The sequence below is a fragment of the Microseira sp. BLCC-F43 genome (genome assembly GCF_041929235.1).
Taxonomy (GTDB): domain Bacteria; phylum Cyanobacteriota; class Cyanobacteriia; order Cyanobacteriales; family Aerosakkonemataceae; genus Microseira.
Map to the genome: position 1 here is coordinate 1 of NZ_JBHFNP010000364.1, position 14460 is coordinate 14460.

Annotated in this window: 20 protein-coding genes and 1 pseudogene; 12 read left to right on the forward strand and 9 right to left on the reverse strand. The window is 44.8% G+C overall.

The window, feature by feature from the left end:
* Nucleotides 1-248: 248 nt before the first annotated feature.
* From ACE1CM_RS48380 to ACE1CM_RS48395, 4 genes and pseudogenes are all read right to left on the reverse strand, one after another.
* Nucleotides 249-1160: pseudogene (locus ACE1CM_RS48380) on the reverse strand (transposase); the annotation flags it as partial.
* A gap of 110 nt (nt 1161-1270) precedes the next feature.
* Nucleotides 1271-1438 (reverse strand): transposase, encoded by a 168-nt coding sequence (locus ACE1CM_RS48385; RefSeq protein WP_374886780.1) that lies wholly within the window; start codon nt 1436-1438, stop codon nt 1271-1273.
* 26 nt (nt 1439-1464) lie between these two features.
* A complete protein-coding gene (locus ACE1CM_RS48390) occupies nt 1465-1638 on the reverse strand; it encodes a hypothetical protein (RefSeq protein ID WP_374886781.1) in 174 nt (57 codons plus the stop codon).
* 4 nt (nt 1639-1642) lie between these two features.
* Nucleotides 1643-1855: a helix-turn-helix domain-containing protein gene (locus ACE1CM_RS48395; protein ID WP_374886782.1), complete on the reverse strand. Its 213-nt coding sequence runs from the start codon at nt 1853-1855 to the stop codon at nt 1643-1645.
* Between ACE1CM_RS48395 and ACE1CM_RS48400 the strand changes: the two genes are divergently transcribed.
* The 9 genes from ACE1CM_RS48400 (at nt 1843) to ACE1CM_RS48440 (ending at nt 5869) form a co-directional block, all read left to right on the forward strand.
* The gene (locus tag ACE1CM_RS48400; protein WP_374886783.1) at nt 1843-2664 is read left to right on the forward strand and encodes a hypothetical protein; all 822 of its coding nucleotides are present in this window, start codon (nt 1843-1845) and stop codon (nt 2662-2664) included. The two genes, ACE1CM_RS48395 and ACE1CM_RS48400, sit on opposite strands and share 13 nt — an antisense overlap.
* Nucleotides 2664-3122, forward strand: coding sequence for a hypothetical protein (locus ACE1CM_RS48405; RefSeq protein WP_374886784.1), 459 nt, complete (start codon nt 2664-2666; stop codon nt 3120-3122). The genes ACE1CM_RS48400 and ACE1CM_RS48405 overlap by 1 nt, the downstream gene beginning before the upstream one ends.
* Nucleotides 3123-3203: 81 nt before the next feature.
* Entirely contained in the window at nt 3204-3665 is a 462-nt protein-coding gene (locus ACE1CM_RS48410) for a hypothetical protein (RefSeq protein ID WP_374886785.1), read from the forward strand.
* A gap of 18 nt (nt 3666-3683) precedes the next feature.
* Nucleotides 3684-3896: a hypothetical protein gene (locus tag ACE1CM_RS48415; RefSeq protein WP_374886786.1), complete on the forward strand. Its 213-nt coding sequence runs from the start codon at nt 3684-3686 to the stop codon at nt 3894-3896.
* Nucleotides 3897-3906: 10 nt separating this feature from the next.
* On the forward strand, nt 3907-4185 hold the full coding sequence (locus ACE1CM_RS48420; protein ID WP_374886787.1) for a hypothetical protein: 279 nt from the start codon (nt 3907-3909) through the stop codon (nt 4183-4185).
* A gap of 403 nt (nt 4186-4588) precedes the next feature.
* Nucleotides 4589-4846, forward strand: coding sequence for a hypothetical protein (locus ACE1CM_RS48425; protein ID WP_374886788.1), 258 nt, complete (start codon nt 4589-4591; stop codon nt 4844-4846).
* The gene (locus ACE1CM_RS48430; RefSeq protein WP_374886789.1) at nt 4830-5066 is read left to right on the forward strand and encodes a hypothetical protein; all 237 of its coding nucleotides are present in this window, start codon (nt 4830-4832) and stop codon (nt 5064-5066) included. The genes ACE1CM_RS48425 and ACE1CM_RS48430 overlap by 17 nt, the downstream gene beginning before the upstream one ends.
* Nucleotides 5063-5518, forward strand: a complete 456-nt coding sequence (locus tag ACE1CM_RS48435) for a hypothetical protein (RefSeq protein WP_374886790.1) — start codon at nt 5063-5065, stop codon at nt 5516-5518. Before ACE1CM_RS48430 ends, ACE1CM_RS48435 begins: the two co-directional genes overlap by 4 nt.
* 15 nt (nt 5519-5533) lie before the next feature.
* Complete coding sequence (locus ACE1CM_RS48440) at nt 5534-5869, forward strand: hypothetical protein (RefSeq protein ID WP_374886791.1); 336 nt, start codon at nt 5534-5536, stop codon at nt 5867-5869.
* A 20-nt stretch (nt 5870-5889) separates the two neighbouring features.
* Here ACE1CM_RS48440 and ACE1CM_RS48445 read toward each other — a convergent pair whose 3' ends face one another.
* The 3 genes from ACE1CM_RS48445 to ACE1CM_RS48455 form a co-directional block, all read right to left on the reverse strand.
* Nucleotides 5890-6078, reverse strand: coding sequence for a DUF86 domain-containing protein (locus ACE1CM_RS48445; protein ID WP_374886792.1), 189 nt, complete (start codon nt 6076-6078; stop codon nt 5890-5892).
* A 452-nt stretch (nt 6079-6530) separates the two neighbouring features.
* Entirely contained in the window at nt 6531-6821 is a 291-nt protein-coding gene (locus ACE1CM_RS48450) for a nucleotidyltransferase family protein (RefSeq protein WP_374886793.1), read from the reverse strand.
* 130 nt (nt 6822-6951) lie between these two features.
* Nucleotides 6952-7266 carry a hypothetical protein gene (locus ACE1CM_RS48455; protein ID WP_374886794.1) on the reverse strand — a complete coding sequence of 105 codons (315 nt, stop codon included), beginning with the start codon at nt 7264-7266 and terminating at the stop codon, nt 6952-6954.
* 252 nt (nt 7267-7518) lie between these two features.
* Between ACE1CM_RS48455 and ACE1CM_RS48460 the strand changes: the two genes are divergently transcribed.
* From ACE1CM_RS48460 to ACE1CM_RS48470, 3 genes are read left to right on the forward strand one after another with little or no spacing between them, the layout of a single operon-like run.
* Nucleotides 7519-8661, forward strand: coding sequence for an ATP-binding protein (locus ACE1CM_RS48460; RefSeq protein WP_374886795.1), 1143 nt, complete (start codon nt 7519-7521; stop codon nt 8659-8661).
* Nucleotides 8661-10949, forward strand: a complete 2289-nt coding sequence (locus ACE1CM_RS48465) for an AAA family ATPase (RefSeq protein WP_374886796.1) — start codon at nt 8661-8663, stop codon at nt 10947-10949. The genes ACE1CM_RS48460 and ACE1CM_RS48465 overlap by 1 nt, the downstream gene beginning before the upstream one ends.
* 38 nt (nt 10950-10987) lie before the next feature.
* A complete protein-coding gene (locus ACE1CM_RS48470; protein ID WP_374886797.1) occupies nt 10988-11494 on the forward strand; it encodes a GNAT family N-acetyltransferase in 507 nt (168 codons plus the stop codon).
* On the opposite strand, the gene ACE1CM_RS48475 is transcribed toward ACE1CM_RS48470, so the two are convergent.
* Both ACE1CM_RS48475 and opcA read right to left on the reverse strand, forming a co-directional pair.
* The gene (locus ACE1CM_RS48475; RefSeq protein ID WP_374886798.1) at nt 11489-12892 is read right to left on the reverse strand and encodes a cobyrinate a,c-diamide synthase; all 1404 of its coding nucleotides are present in this window, start codon (nt 12890-12892) and stop codon (nt 11489-11491) included. The two genes, ACE1CM_RS48470 and ACE1CM_RS48475, sit on opposite strands and share 6 nt — an antisense overlap.
* A 74-nt stretch (nt 12893-12966) precedes the next feature.
* Nucleotides 12967-14340: a glucose-6-phosphate dehydrogenase assembly protein OpcA gene (gene opcA / locus ACE1CM_RS48480; protein WP_374886799.1), complete on the reverse strand. Its 1374-nt coding sequence runs from the start codon at nt 14338-14340 to the stop codon at nt 12967-12969.
* Nucleotides 14341-14460 lie beyond the last annotated feature (120 nt).

A 14460-nucleotide genomic window follows, 5' to 3' on the forward strand; every position in this document is an offset into this window, starting at 1 on the left:
AGACTGCCAACGATGGTAGTTTAGGTATTCTTGATAAAGAACCGAGTTATTGAGGAGCCGGATGATGGGAAACTGTCAAGTCCGGTTCTGTAGGAGAGGGTGGAGAAGTGATTCTTCACTCGACTCTAACCTGACGATAAATAGCCGTAGCGGGAAAATCAAGGTGTCACACACTCATAGTACCGCGATGGAAGTTCTGCGATTCTTTCGAGAATTGCAGAAGCTCACACTGACCCGCTAGGGCAGTGTGAGTAGTTCACTGCTTCTAAATCTCGTTCGGTGGTGGGTCAAACATTTCTGTTTAGCTGCTGCTGACTGGGGGTTGTAAGCACTGAAACAATCACTACTAAGAATACCTTCAAAGTCTTCTCCCAATAGCTGTTTAAGTTCGGCACTACTGCGGGTGGGAGCGTCGAGGAGTACACAAACTTTATCACTGGTGGCTACCCATAACCAATACTTAATACCATCAATACAGTAAGTAGTTTCATCAAGGCAGCCCACACCCGGTTGTTGCACGTAACTCAACCATTGCTGATAGATTGGCTGCCAGCTTTCTTGGAAGTAACGCTGCATCAAGGCTAGAGATCCTTGAGAGATGGGTACTCCCAAGACCTGTTCCACAAAATATTCTTGTTTTCGCGCCTTGTAAGTTACCCCCATATCCTAGCCAACCAACCACACTACACAATCTGCCGCCGTAGCTGAATCCTTCCCATACTCCAGGTGGTAATTGAGAGTATCCCGACTGGCCACAATCGTTACACTGGCATAAAGGGCGACGATACTCTCTAATTTCTACAGGTTGCTCTATCAGTTCGGCTACTTGTTGTACTTTACGGGGTGCTGCTGTAACTGGCGTAACTGCTGCCTGACAAACCGGACAAGTTTCTAGTTCTAGCTCTATGATTTGGTCAGGCTCACCAAATCCCGAAGCGCGTTTTGCCTGGATGGTCGTATTTGGAGCCGCGCTTTTTCCCTTTTTTTCGCTTACTTTTGTCGCTGGGCTTTTTGAGCAGGTCTGCTGATGGGGGAGTAGAACTGTTTGATGAGTTGCGGTTTTTTAGCTTGTCTAATGCTTCTTTTAACTTTTCAATCTCCTGTTGCTGCTCTTCTATCAACTGCTGTTTTTCTTGGAGTTTTCGTTGTTGTTGTTTCAGTTGCCATTATCAAAGTTATGAAAGCGAGCATTATCCATAATAATTACTTTTCCCGGTCGCAGTTTAGGCAACAAAAAATGACGCAACCACCCCTCAATAATTTTGGCTTATCAATATCCCTGATATACCATCGTATCTAATAGTTTGTTTTTGCACAAAGCGCCGATAATACTCAACCTATCTCGACGAAATCCAGGTCGTGAACTGTGAAATCTTTGTCCCTTTTTACTCCAGCCATAGGGATAATTTTCATTACTATCAATTCCGCTCTCGTCCATATAAATCAAGTCTTATGGCTGATGCGCTAATTTTTCCCGGAATCTACTTCTAGATTCTTCACACCGTTCTTGATAGCTATAAGTTTTTTTTTGCGGGTATAACCCAGTTTTTTTAATCCCCTGCTTATTGTCTGTTGGCTGATATTTCCCCAGAGTTGTGCTAGTTCTTTTTGGGTTTTATCACCGTTGTTATCTACCACTTCTTTAAATTTTTCGTGAGTCTTTTATTTTAGACATTTGAGGAGGTGGTATGCTCTTGGAGGGAGCCGGATAACCGCTAATCTCAAACTGCTCTATCCACCGATAAATAGTTGGGCGGCTAATCTTAAGTATCTGACTAACTCGACTAATTGACATTCCCCCTTTTATCAGGTCTAGCGCTCGTATCCGCAGGTCTTGACTATATGCGTGAGCCATCAGAATTTCTCTCCTCCCATATAATTTACTCCATTCTACTTTGTAACTACACCAGCGCTACGCGCTATAATCTAACTGCCAGCAACGGTACAAACTTTGTCGAGGTTTATTCCCCGGGTACTGGCTTAAATGGTTACGTTGCTGATTTTATAGCGACGGTAAATATAACTTCGATTGCACCTCTCCCTGCTGTCCCACCAGCGCTTGACCTGGAAACCGAGATGCAGCGCGATCGCCGCTATCAGGAACTGATTCGCAACCATCCTGCCAAGTACTTGGGAATTTACCAATCGCTTCCGGGAAGCGACTTACGCATCCTCAGAACCCGCGTCGCACTTTGGAATTCACGACCGGCATATGAAGAGGATATCGTTGTTCGCCTGACCAATTTGGAGAACCTGGTGCTTGCCCCAGGAACGAAACTGTGGGCGAAGGTGGAAGACATCGCCGGGTCGGGTGCACTCAGTGGCAGCGACCAAGTTAGCTTGTGGTTGGTCGCTGGTGAAGTTGCGCCGAGTACAGAAGCTTACCGCATCGTTCAAAGTACCCAAGGCAGCGTTACTGTGACCGCTACTAGCTCAATCATCGTACCTGCCAATCAAGACCGCCAGCTGGTGACGATTGTTAATCGGGGAAGGGCGATCGTTGATCTCAACTACGGTACGAGTGCGATTGCTCTTGCGGGTATTGGTTTAAATCCAGGTGCGTCGAGTCACGTTCTGAATATTCGCGAGATTAATTACTTTGGTGCGATTTCTGCAATCGTTGCATCTGGCACGGCAACTGTTGAAATTATGGAGTCAGTTTGATGGCTGTTGGAGTACTGATTCGTAAAACTCTGAGATTTGGTGTCCCAATTGCACGCCGTCAATTGGCGTCCAGAGGAAACGAACCCAGTGGACGTAATTTTAGGGGAAGTACCCTGCGCCAGAGAAGCCAAACACCCAATCCCAGCGGACGTGGATTTGGCGGAAATACTTTACGGTGCAATCCTCCACCGCGACCTCGCCAAAAACTACCAGGTCACAGCATCGCTCCTTTTAAGCGGGGTGGAAGATCTTCTTTTCCATTACCAAGCAGACCCACTCTTCCCCATCCGCCACAACCGCCACGTTCCCCCTTACGTCAATATCTAGATGCTTCTCGTCGAATCAACGATAAGTTAGAACAAATTAAACGAGGTTTTAATGATATTGCTTTCCCTGGTTTAAATGAGGCTTCTGATTTTCTTAGCGACCAAATTATCAGGTTTGTTAAAGAACTTTGACGCAAGTGGCGGATTGTTATAAATCTTCTAGAAACACAGAGAAAGTCTATTCAACGAACTAAACCAAATGTTGGTGAAAAGATGGATGGCTTTGTTTTAAATATTCCCCCCGACACCGTACAAGTAGCTTTTTCTGTATACTGTCACACAGTACGAACAAACAACGGTCTTGAATATACGCCAGTCACAGGAAGAAATTCTCCAGACATAAACCCGAGCGCTGGCGGTTATCAATTTATTGTTTTTTCCTACCCAAATCTAAAGCTTTCTTTTCCTCAATTTGATTCTAGGATCGCTTGGAATCTTACTCAAATAAATTCACAAATTACTTACATGCATCCTGGCACTACAGGTTTTTACGAATCAATTAACCCAATATTAAGTTCGCCTTATTTTTCCAATCCTTATGTTTGGGGTATAGATGATATTAGAATTCAAACCCTGCCTGGAGAGAGAATAACTGTCGCTCCTAGCTTGCTTGATTTTGAGTTACTTGAAGACTTGCCGCGAATCATAAATAGGCGTCATCAAATTATTGAATAAGGAGAGGAAACAAAAAGAATGACTGGCGATTTTAGTCCCATTATAGTTGCATTGCGTCTGTTGGCAACAAATACAAATCTGCCAGCACAAGTAACGCATGCTAACTTAACAATCACTGCTAATATCAACGAATTAAAGCCACCAATTAACACAATAAATGCGACCACTCAAACAACTGCGACCACAGTCAATTCAGTTTCTAACGTAGTTCAATCTACAGCAACTGACTAAAGAAGATGATTTGGCAGCGGGTTTAACCAATGTAATAACTACTGTAAATCCTACTGCAACCCGCGTACAAAACGTTGCTAATAAATTAGATGATGATGCTGGTACGGTTAACAATGTTAGCACAAAACTAGATGATGTAGGCAGTGCAGTCAATCGAACTTTTAACAGACTTCAAGAGATTTTTGAGGAAATAACAAAGCGACTTGATAGATGGGCGAAGTGGTTGCGCTTGCCCATTGTTGGACGCACTATCTTTTCTCCTATTGTTGCATGCAGCGATGCTGTCTAGCAACGTAGTACAAACTGTAGCAAAAATTCTTAACACGGGAATTCAAGTAATAGGATTAATCGATGCGGATGGTGAATAATTTAATGTTTTTGATGTAGTTTTCAAGCACGCAGATTCATCGAAGAAGGGAACAGGGAATAGGGAACAGGGAACAGTTTTTCCTATTTCCTGTTCCCTATCCGGGAGTAAGAGACCCCCACTTCCATAAGTGGTATGTTTCATCAAATAAGGGAAGAGGGAAGAGGGAAAAGGGAACAGTTTTTCCTGTTTCCTCTTCCCCGTTCCCTGTTTCCTCTTCCCCGTTCCCTGTTTCCTCTTCCCCGTTCCCTGTTCCCTCTTTGGTATAAATCCCCATCCCAAACCCCCTGTTCCCTGTTCCCCGTTCCCTATTCCCTCTTTAATTATGTCAAGTATTTTAGGTGCTGAAAACTGGACTAAAACTAAAACAACCTGGAAAAAGCTAAACAACATTTATCAAGCAGCAGCGAATGTGATTAACTCAATCCAAACCATTATTGATTCAACTCGTTCAATAATGGAATTAGGAACCCAAATGACTGGAAAAATTGGCAATGCATTAAGAGCTGCTGGCTGTTTGAAAATGCGTTTAATTGGTTCCCATAACAAATTAGTGCAGCTACTGCTTGCCAAACAAAGTTAAATGGACTAATTCAGAATATACAGATGAAGCAGCTAGCAGCCTTTCTTCTGCTGTATCTGAAGTCAAAAATATTCAATATACAGTAATTGAAATGCGCGAACAGCGTCAGAAATTTAATCAAGCTGTTGCTGATTTATTTGGCAATAAAACCGAGACAGAAGCAGACAAGAAAGCTAAATCCCAAAGTACTACGATTCAACCATCTGATTTAAAACCATGAACGATTTTGAACACCTGCAATCTATTTACCGTCAAATCCACAATCAGCAAGTTAATGAGTTATTTCGGAATGTTGACGTGCCTGAAAACATTGAAGATATTCGCAATATACCTGCCAAGGCTGGTTTAAAAAAGGCTTGCCTGATTAAAGATAGTGATAGTGCTTCGACGATGGATATGCGCGTTCAGTTGTTTAATATAATCAAAGGCAAGGAAATACACATATTTAGTAATCTTGACAAGATTTCAACACGGCGAAGACACAAACCTAAAGTAACCCTTTACTTTATGGAAGATTTAGAAGATGTAGAAGAAAGTTATTCTCCAGTAGAAGGACAGATTGGGTTTCGTTTAATGAACGTTGGTACAGACAACGATATTTCAGAAGCGGAAGCGCGAACCCTGGCAAATCGGATTAAATCTCTTTTTGGTGCTAACGATGGATTTGTTTAGCGTAAAGGTAAGGATATGGTAAGTTACTGCGATTGGGAAAAAGGGTATCAACTCCAATTGCTTTGCAGGAATTTAGCTGAGGGAGAGCGCGTTATTAGACAAGTTCTGGAAATTCAAAGCCACTTATTTGAACAAGATAATGTGACTTACAGCGTTTCTGGCAATCCTATAGAACGATATCCTACCATCCCAGATACAAAACCAGTTCTTGGCAAGCTGCAAAGGATGCCTAGAGAGAGACCAATAGCAGACCTTCGTTTCTTGTTCGCGTCTCTAATTATCCGCGGGATGCAAAACCCGCTAATTCTTTACAGCCGAACTCGCCAAACGCCAAACGCGCTTATTGAGTAACCCAAAAAATCGTGGCAGGTCTACCCCCGGTAGTAAATCACTGGGGATTCTGTGTAGCGATCTCGAATTTGACTGGGGATGTTTTTGACAGCTTCGCCAATAATTTGTAAGTTGCGTACCACTGCATCAAAGGTACGTTCATCGGCGATGAATTCCTCAAAAGTCATGCCTTGGGTGTAGCGGATTAGTTTAGCACCACTGGTGAGCATGTCTTCTAGTTGACAACTCTCCGCCCTAAAACTGCGGAGATTCTTGAGCTGATCGCTGCCCTTTCAAGTTACCCCTACTTAGGTCTTAAACGATTATGTCTATTCCGCGCCTACTAGAATATCACTTGATATCTAGACGCCCTAAGAGAATGGACTACTCTCCAAGCGTTTACCCATTTGCTGGGTACTACCCTTAGTGCCCCACGGTACGCGGATTACTCCAAGTTTTTTCTTTTTATCATTCAGTCTTGTTGAAGACTTACTGCACTGTTTTACGAGTTATCGTTGTTCGTGGTCTTTTATATTTCCCCAACTGTCGTATGGCACTGTTTGGGCCATATTTGTCGGGCACTTATTGGCGGATTTGCTACCTGAAACCAACTACATTTTAGCATTTAAATTCCCCCTGGAAGGGGGAGGCTAACAACCCATTTTTTTGGTAAAGGCGAAGACTACGGGACAAGAATCGCCTCCTGTTCTACATTTTGGCGAATTTGGGGTTTGAGCATTTTATGGCTTACTAAGTCTACTCGCCTTCCCAGTTGGTCTTCGAGGTAAAATTTTAAGTCCATATAGCGGTCAAAAGTAACTGTTCCCTCGAATTCGACTAATATATTTACGTCCCTGTCTGGTTTGGCTTCATCTCGCGCTACTGAGCCAAAGATAGCAAGGGATTTGACTCCATAGTTTTTGATTGCTTCTTGGTGTTCGGTGAGAATGGCTAGTACTTGATCTCGCTGCATAATGTGCCTGGTTTCCACATCTTTATTTTATAGGGCGATCGCCCCGGCTGGATTTTGGGGTCGGATGCGATCGCACCGTTCGTAGTCCGTTCGTAGTAGGCGCTTAAGCGCCGCAGCAGTTATACTCGAATCAATCTTCCTCTTTGAATTCTTTGGCTAAGCGATCGAGTCTGTCGTTCGTTTCTTTTGTAAACTTGAGTAACTGAACGCTGACAATGTTTGATGTTAACCCGCCAGCGGTGGTAACTGTTCCTTCTGGGACTTTTCCCGAAAACAACAGTCCAATACCTAAAATACTGATTGAAGCACTTACTATTGTTAACCCAAGAGTCGCGTTAAAACTGAATTTAGCTTGACGCAAACGTTCTTGAATAACATCTCGCTCCATTTCTGGGTAATCATCAGAAGCGAAGGGCTGGTTACTATTTGAATTATTAAGAAGCATTTCAATTTTTTAAACTCTACAATGCCTATCTTCTACCTGCTGAAACAGCTTTGGGACGACTCTGAAGACGATAGGCAAGAACTTTTTCGGTTTTGAGCGATCAACTTGGCGATGCTAGTCCCAGCTAGCTTTTTAGCCTGGGACGCTGAGAGCGGCGGCAGACTTGGTTTACTGGCTTAAGTTCCTATAGACTATCTCTATCTTCCTTAAGTTCGGGAATATCGTCACCCCAACGTTAAACTTCGCCGATTAATGAATTCACGGACGCAGCAGCGCGATCGCGGTTTGATACTGACCCCCCAAGGACGGCAGAAGCTTGAGACTGAGATAAATCGGTTAGGCATCAGCAGTGAAAAAAACGTCGTCAGTAAGATTGTTGAAAAAATTCAACTTAAACTTAACGGCGAAACCTTACATCGTGATACAGTCACGAAGGTGCTGCGGGGTCAAGGAGTCCAAAAAAGCTCTCTAGAACTTGTGTTTAAGGCGCTTGGGCTAACACTGGAGAAGGGTGACTATGTTTTTGCGTCTGCCAACCCACCGCAAAATAGGGAAGATAGAGAAACTTCCCCGTTTATAACTGGCTCTCCTATCACCGATCCGCGCTGCTTTTTTGGGCGGCAGAAGGAACTTAAACGGCTTTTTGATTTACTGAAACGTCGTCCCCTGCAAAATGCTGCCATTATCGGCAAAAAGCGCAGCGGCAAAACTTCTCTGCTGCACTACTTAAAAAACATTACCACCACGCCAACAGAACAGTTGCGCCCCGGTCAAAAATCTGACTGGTTGCCCCATCCAAAAAACTATTGTTGGATATTCGTAGACTTTCAAGATGCGCGACGGCAGAATCGGGAAGGGCTGCTGCGGTACATTTTAGAATGCCTAAAAATGCCAGTACCTAACCCTTGCGACTTGGATAGATTTATGGATGTGGTGAGCAGTAATTTAGATCAGCCTACAGTCATCTTACTCGACGAGATTGCTGTAGGTTTACAACGCTGTCCGGAATTAGATGATGGATTTTGGGAAAGCTTACGGTCTTTAGCAACTAATCATACTGGGGGGAATTTGGCCTTTGTCTTGGCTACTGCTGAATTACCTGTTGAACTGGCTCACAACACAGGGCATAGTTCCCCTTTTTTCAACATTTTTGGATACACGGCAACTTTGGGTGCGCTGACGGAGGCAGAAGCACGTGAGTTGATAGCCAGTTCGCCCATACCTTTTTCTACTCAGGATGTAGAGTGGATTCTCGCCCAAAGCCAATGCTGGCCTCTTCTGGTACAAATTCTTTGTAGAGAACGCCTGTTCAGTTTGGAAGATGGGGAAACGGATGACTGGCAAGAGCAAGGATTGCAACAGATATCCCAGTATAAACAGTTGTTGGAGGGCTAATGAGTTCGCCTAATGTTCCACGGAATGCCTACACTGATTCGCCTGAGCAGCACCCTGCTTGGATTGTGGGTAGCCTGCAACTGCTGTTGTGGATTTTCTTTCATCCCTCAGCTTGGCGAAACCACCTAATTCGCATTGACCCGGCTCTCCACCCTGACTCTCAATCGTGGAGCCGTTTGCAGTGGCGGAATTCAGCTTTGTGGTGGCTGTTGATTCAGGGATATTTGATCTTGCCTTTGTTATTTAACTTATCGTTCAACTTGCTGATGAGGGGATTGGGCAAGTCAGGAGAAAACTTAACATTTTATGTGGTGGTTGGTATAGCAATCAGCATAGCTTTTGGCTTGGCTTTTGGTATCGCGGTTAGCACAGCTAGTGGTGTAGTAATTAGCGTCGCACTTAGCATAGCTTTTGGCTTGCTATTTGCCCTGTCAATGCGCGTAGCAATGGTCGCATTCGCTATCATACTTATTTGCATAGGTATTGGCTCGCAAATACATCCTAACGAGCCGATTGGAGTAATATTTAGCAATATTTTACGCAAGGCTGCCAGCTTAGCAGTTGTTATCAAACCTATGCTGAAGCTATTGCGATTGATAGTAATTTGCCCCTTGATAAAAATAGTCAACAGTCTACTCTATCAATTTGACAAACTGGGTATCGACAGTAAACACAGTTTATTGCGCTATCATTCGGCATTCTGGGATGAATTGCAGCAGCAACCATTGAAGGGTTTAGACAAGCACCTTGTCTTAGTGATGGAGCGTAACGCAGACGAGGGAAACGCTGCTATCAAGTACCTGAGTACTCGCCCTCAGCGCTGGGCTGCTAAAGCTGCGCTGATTGAAATGGATACAAGGAAAATAGAACGCTGTACTGATTTGACAGCTATCCGTCAGGTTCATACGGACTTAACTGCTGGAGATCTGGAACTAGAAGCATTGGTTGGTGTACTAATAAGCAGTTTCAGTCATATTAGTGAAGATGTGGATGCAGCTTTAAATCAGGTAACGACCTACAACCAACGCTTAACCCTCAAAGCTGTTGCTAACCGTTTAGATACTTTGTCGAGAGAATTGATTGCCAGTGACAAGGAATACGCCATCCGTTTGCAAGCTGTCCCCACTTGTTGGAGTCAGATAATTAACAACCATGTAGACGAACTGGCTCAAGCTTCCGAACTCCGCCAAGAAATTGACTCGCCTTACGTAATTGGCGTACCTCTTACAGAAGAGCAGGAAATCTTTACTGGACGTGCTGATATTAGCTCCCGCATCGAACAATTACTCCTAGACCGACGCCGCCCACCCTTGCTACTCTACGGTCAACGGCGTATGGGCAAAACATCCCTTCTTTACAATCTGGGGCACCTGCTACCTAATACCATCATCCCCATGTTTGTAGACTTGCAAGGGTCACCCTCATCAGCTAGTGACCATGCTGGTTTTTTCTACAACATCGCTAGAGGTATGGTGAACTCAGCGAGTAAGCAAAGGGGTTTGAACCTGCCACCACTGACTCGCGATGCGCTAGCAGCTGACCCATTTACTCGTTTTGACGAATGGCTCGATCAAGTCGAACAAGCATTAAAGGATAATACAGCACTGCTTGCCCTAGATGAGTTCGAGGAATTAGACAGCGCCATAGCCAAAGGACGCTTTGACGAGCGGGACGTTTTGGGTATGTTACGTCACTTGATTCAACATCGCCCCCGCTTCAAAGTGCTGCTATCTGGTTCTCATACTCTAGAAGAGTTTCAACGCTGGGCTAGCTATCTTATCAACGTGCAGGTGGTGCATATTAGCTACCTAAACGAAGCAGAAGCACGTCAACTAATTGAACGACCTGTAAAAGACTTTCCCCTGGATTATAAAACTGACGCCGTTGAGCGAGTATTGGAACTGACTCGTTGTCACCCTTGCTTAGTACAAATACTCTGTGCTGAAATTGTTGCCCTCAAGAATGAGCAATATCCAGCTGACCGACGATTAGCCACTTCATCTGACGTAGAAAAAGCGGTGTCAAAAGCTCTAACCAGTGGCAGTTTTTTCTTCGCTGACATCGAACGCAACCAAGTCAATACAACAGGGTTAGAAATACTGCGCTTTTTGGCAGCGAAAGGCGAAGGAGCAACAGTCAACAAAAAGGTAATATCACGTCAGTTCCCAGATAACTCCTACAGCGCTTTGGATCTGCTTGTGAAGCGTCAGCTAATTGAGCAAACTGAGGAAGGCTATCGTTTTCAGGTAGAACTGATCCGCCGCTGGTTTGCACAGCGAATAAAATAGCCACAAAAGAGCAAACTGAGCCAATTAATTTACCAACTATGCATATTGAACCTCTATCCCATGAAACCCTTGATGATGCCATTAATCTGGTCAATAAGGTTTTTCCAAACCAAAGACTTTTAGAAAGAGCCAGTATCGGATTTCGTGGCAGCCTTGCCAAAAATAGCTGGTTATATAAAATATTATTTTATTTAGCAGAGATTGCAGAAGCAAATTACTGGATTGCTATTGATGATGATTCCAGGAAAGTCATAGGAACCACAGGATTATATTCCACTCGGAAAGATGAACGTGAAGCTTATTGGTTAGGCTGGACTTGTGTAGAACCAGCTTGTCGCGGTCAAGGAATTGGCAGTAAATTAGTTGATTTTGCTATTGAAAAAGCACGAGGGGCAGGTAAGAAATTTTTGCGATTATACACATCAACGTATCCAAGTCAAGCCACTGCACAGATCCTTTACGAAAAACGGGGTTTCCGGATTACAGGTGAAGAAAAGCTGCGAGGAACTGAATTCAAAATCGTATACCGCGAACTTGAGTTATAGACAAATACTCAAACAATTCTGTAGAAACTGTTTTGGCATCTCCGGACGCGCACCAAAGTGAAGATGGACATAAGAAGCATGAACCTGATGCAGTCGCCATCCTTCTTCTGTCACCGGACTGTGATATCCTCTTACCTGAAATAAGGGTTTTTTTGGCTTTTCAGATAGATGAGAACGATGAAACTCATGTCCCCAAACTGTCGCACCCGCACTTAATATCGGACTATCTTGCAAAACTGTTGCTTGTCGATATCCTAATATTAAACGCCCACCCATTACCGCAGTTGTAGGTAATATTCCCACCATCGACCAATATTTATCCTCAAAATCGATAATTTTTTCGCATAAATACATCAATCCGCCGCACTCAGCATAAGTTGGCATTCCTGTCAAGATAGCATTGCAAACTGATTCGCGAGCGAGTTTATTTTCTGCTAGTTGTTGGGCAAATACTTCGGGAAAACCACCGCCGAAATATAATCCTTGGATGCCTTCTGGTAATTTTTTATCTGTAAGCGGACTCCAAAATACTAATTCTGCACCCAATTGTTGCAGCAAGTCTAGATTATCAGCATAGTAGAAATTGAAGGCGCGATCGCGTGCCACAGCAATTCGGATAGGTGACTCTAGTAAGCTTGTCTCTCCCAGTGATAGACTCGCCCCTATAGCATTCCCTTGCTCACCTGCTCCCCTAGTCCCTAGCAATGGTAATAGTTGTTCCCAATCAAAACAACTTTCTCCCACGTGGGCGAGTTGGTCGATAATACCATCGAGTTGCGATAGTTCTCCTGTGGGGACTAACCCTAGATGTCGGTCGGGGATACTAATATTATCCTGTCTTCGCAATACGCCCAAGATGGGGATTTGTAGGGGTTCTAGGGCATCTTTGAGCAATTGTAGGTGGCGATCGCTTCCCACTCGATTCAACACGACGCCAGCTAGCTTAATTTTAGGGTCAAACGAGCGGTAGCCGTGGGCGATCGCAGCCACCGAACCCGATAACCGACTGCAATCTATGACTAGCAATACTGGCAAATCCAACAACCGGGCAATATGAGCAGTACTGGCAAAGGGAATGGGTAATTGGTAATTGGTAATTGGTAATTGGTTATTACCTACTCCGTCAAATAACCCCATCACGCCTTCTACTAAAGCGAATTCCACCCCTTGGCTGTGACGGATAAAACATTGCTGTACGTAAGCTGACCCAGTGAGTACCGGGTCTAAATTGCGACAAGGGCAACCTGTGACGTACTGGTGAAACATCGGGTCAATATAATCTGGGCCAACTTTAAAAGATTGAACCTGTATACCCCGATACTTCAAACACGCCAGCAGGGCGAGCGTTACCGTTGTTTTGCCCACCCCGCTGCTTGTGCCTGCGATCGCGATTGTCATTGGTAATTGCTCATTGCTAATTGCTAATTGCTAATTGTAATTTTCATTACCCATTACCAATTAGCCATTAGCCATTAGCCATTAGCCAACTTTAAAACTTGCGTTGCCACAGCCATACTTTCTTCGTAAAGTACCTCGCGTCCCATGCGCTGTAGCTGTTGAGAAAGCAAGAATTCGGCTTTTTGGTCGAATAATGCCGTAACTTGGCGCGTTTCGCAGGTTTGTGCCACACCACCTGCTTCCATCCGCATACAGCCGCCAGTTTCAGAACACAAGACGGTGCAACAGTTTGCTGCTGTATTGCTTGAATAAAGGCGCAGGTTGATTAAATCTCCCGATATTTCGCCTGTATCGACCACGGGAATCGCGGCTAACTCGGCTTCAATCTCGCGTCCATCCGCACCCACTAACTTGACGCGCTTGATGTCGTATTCGCCACCTTCGTGTACGTAGGAAACCGGAGTCCACTGCAACCGACTGGCGATCCAACCCAAGTACATCAGTGCTTGGGCGGGATTGCCTTTTTCGTAGTCGAGGGTGATGCGGTCGATTTCCATGATGTGGGCGCGACGTTCTGGCGGATCGAAGGTTTCGGCGGTGAGTTCTTGCCAGGAGGCGAGACGACGCCAATTGAGGTCTGCGATCGCCATCCCCGATTCGGTCAAGCCGTACACTTGCAACAAGTCGGTTTCGGGTGTGAGGAACCCGGAAGAATCGAAAATCACAGAACTGCTAATTGCAGACAGTCGCTTGAATAACTCGTTTTCTGGGTCGGGCGTTGTTTTCCACCAGAGGAATTTGGGCAAGTCGGAAATAGTGAGAGCGGGAATCATCCCGGCAATGCGTTCTAAAGCTTCTTCCGTGCCTTTGAGGGTAATGTATTCGCAGCAGATCAGCGTACTGCGACTTTGTTTTTGAATCGGACAGTAGGCAGAAACTTGAGCCGTCACGCCTTCATCTTCGCCGACGATGGGACAAAGAGCGATGACGCGACAGGGGTTAGTAGAAGCGATCGCATCAGCAAAACCCGCACCCGCCGCATCCGGATCGTACTGAGGAACGCTGCTGCCGTTCCCATCGGAATTCCCTGCCCCATTGCGTTTTTGGGCGTATTCGACTCGCAGTCTCTCCACCAATTCCGGACTCGACTTACCCGTGACTGGCAGGTTATAAGCTTTCTGTGCTGCCGCGATCGCTGCGTTGGTGCGCGGCCCAGAAATTCCATCCACCGGACCCTTATAGAAACCCAGAACCGCTAGCAGTTGTTGGGTTGCCTCTGGTTCGTAAACAACCAAAGTAAACGTTGCCGCCCTAGACGCCATCGGCAACCCGTTTTCGCTCGATACACCGTAACTTTGCCAGATTTTACCGAGTTCAGTTTCTATATCGCTGATAGAAACATCTTTCGGTGCCTGGAGGGAAACAATCGGAGCAGATTGTGTAACCATAGTTAGGAGTTTGGATGAAAGGATTTGAGATTTTAGATTTCAGATTGCAGATTTGAGATTTATTCAATCTGATATCTGCAATCTCAAATCTGCAATTGACAGCTACTTTTTAGATAAGTG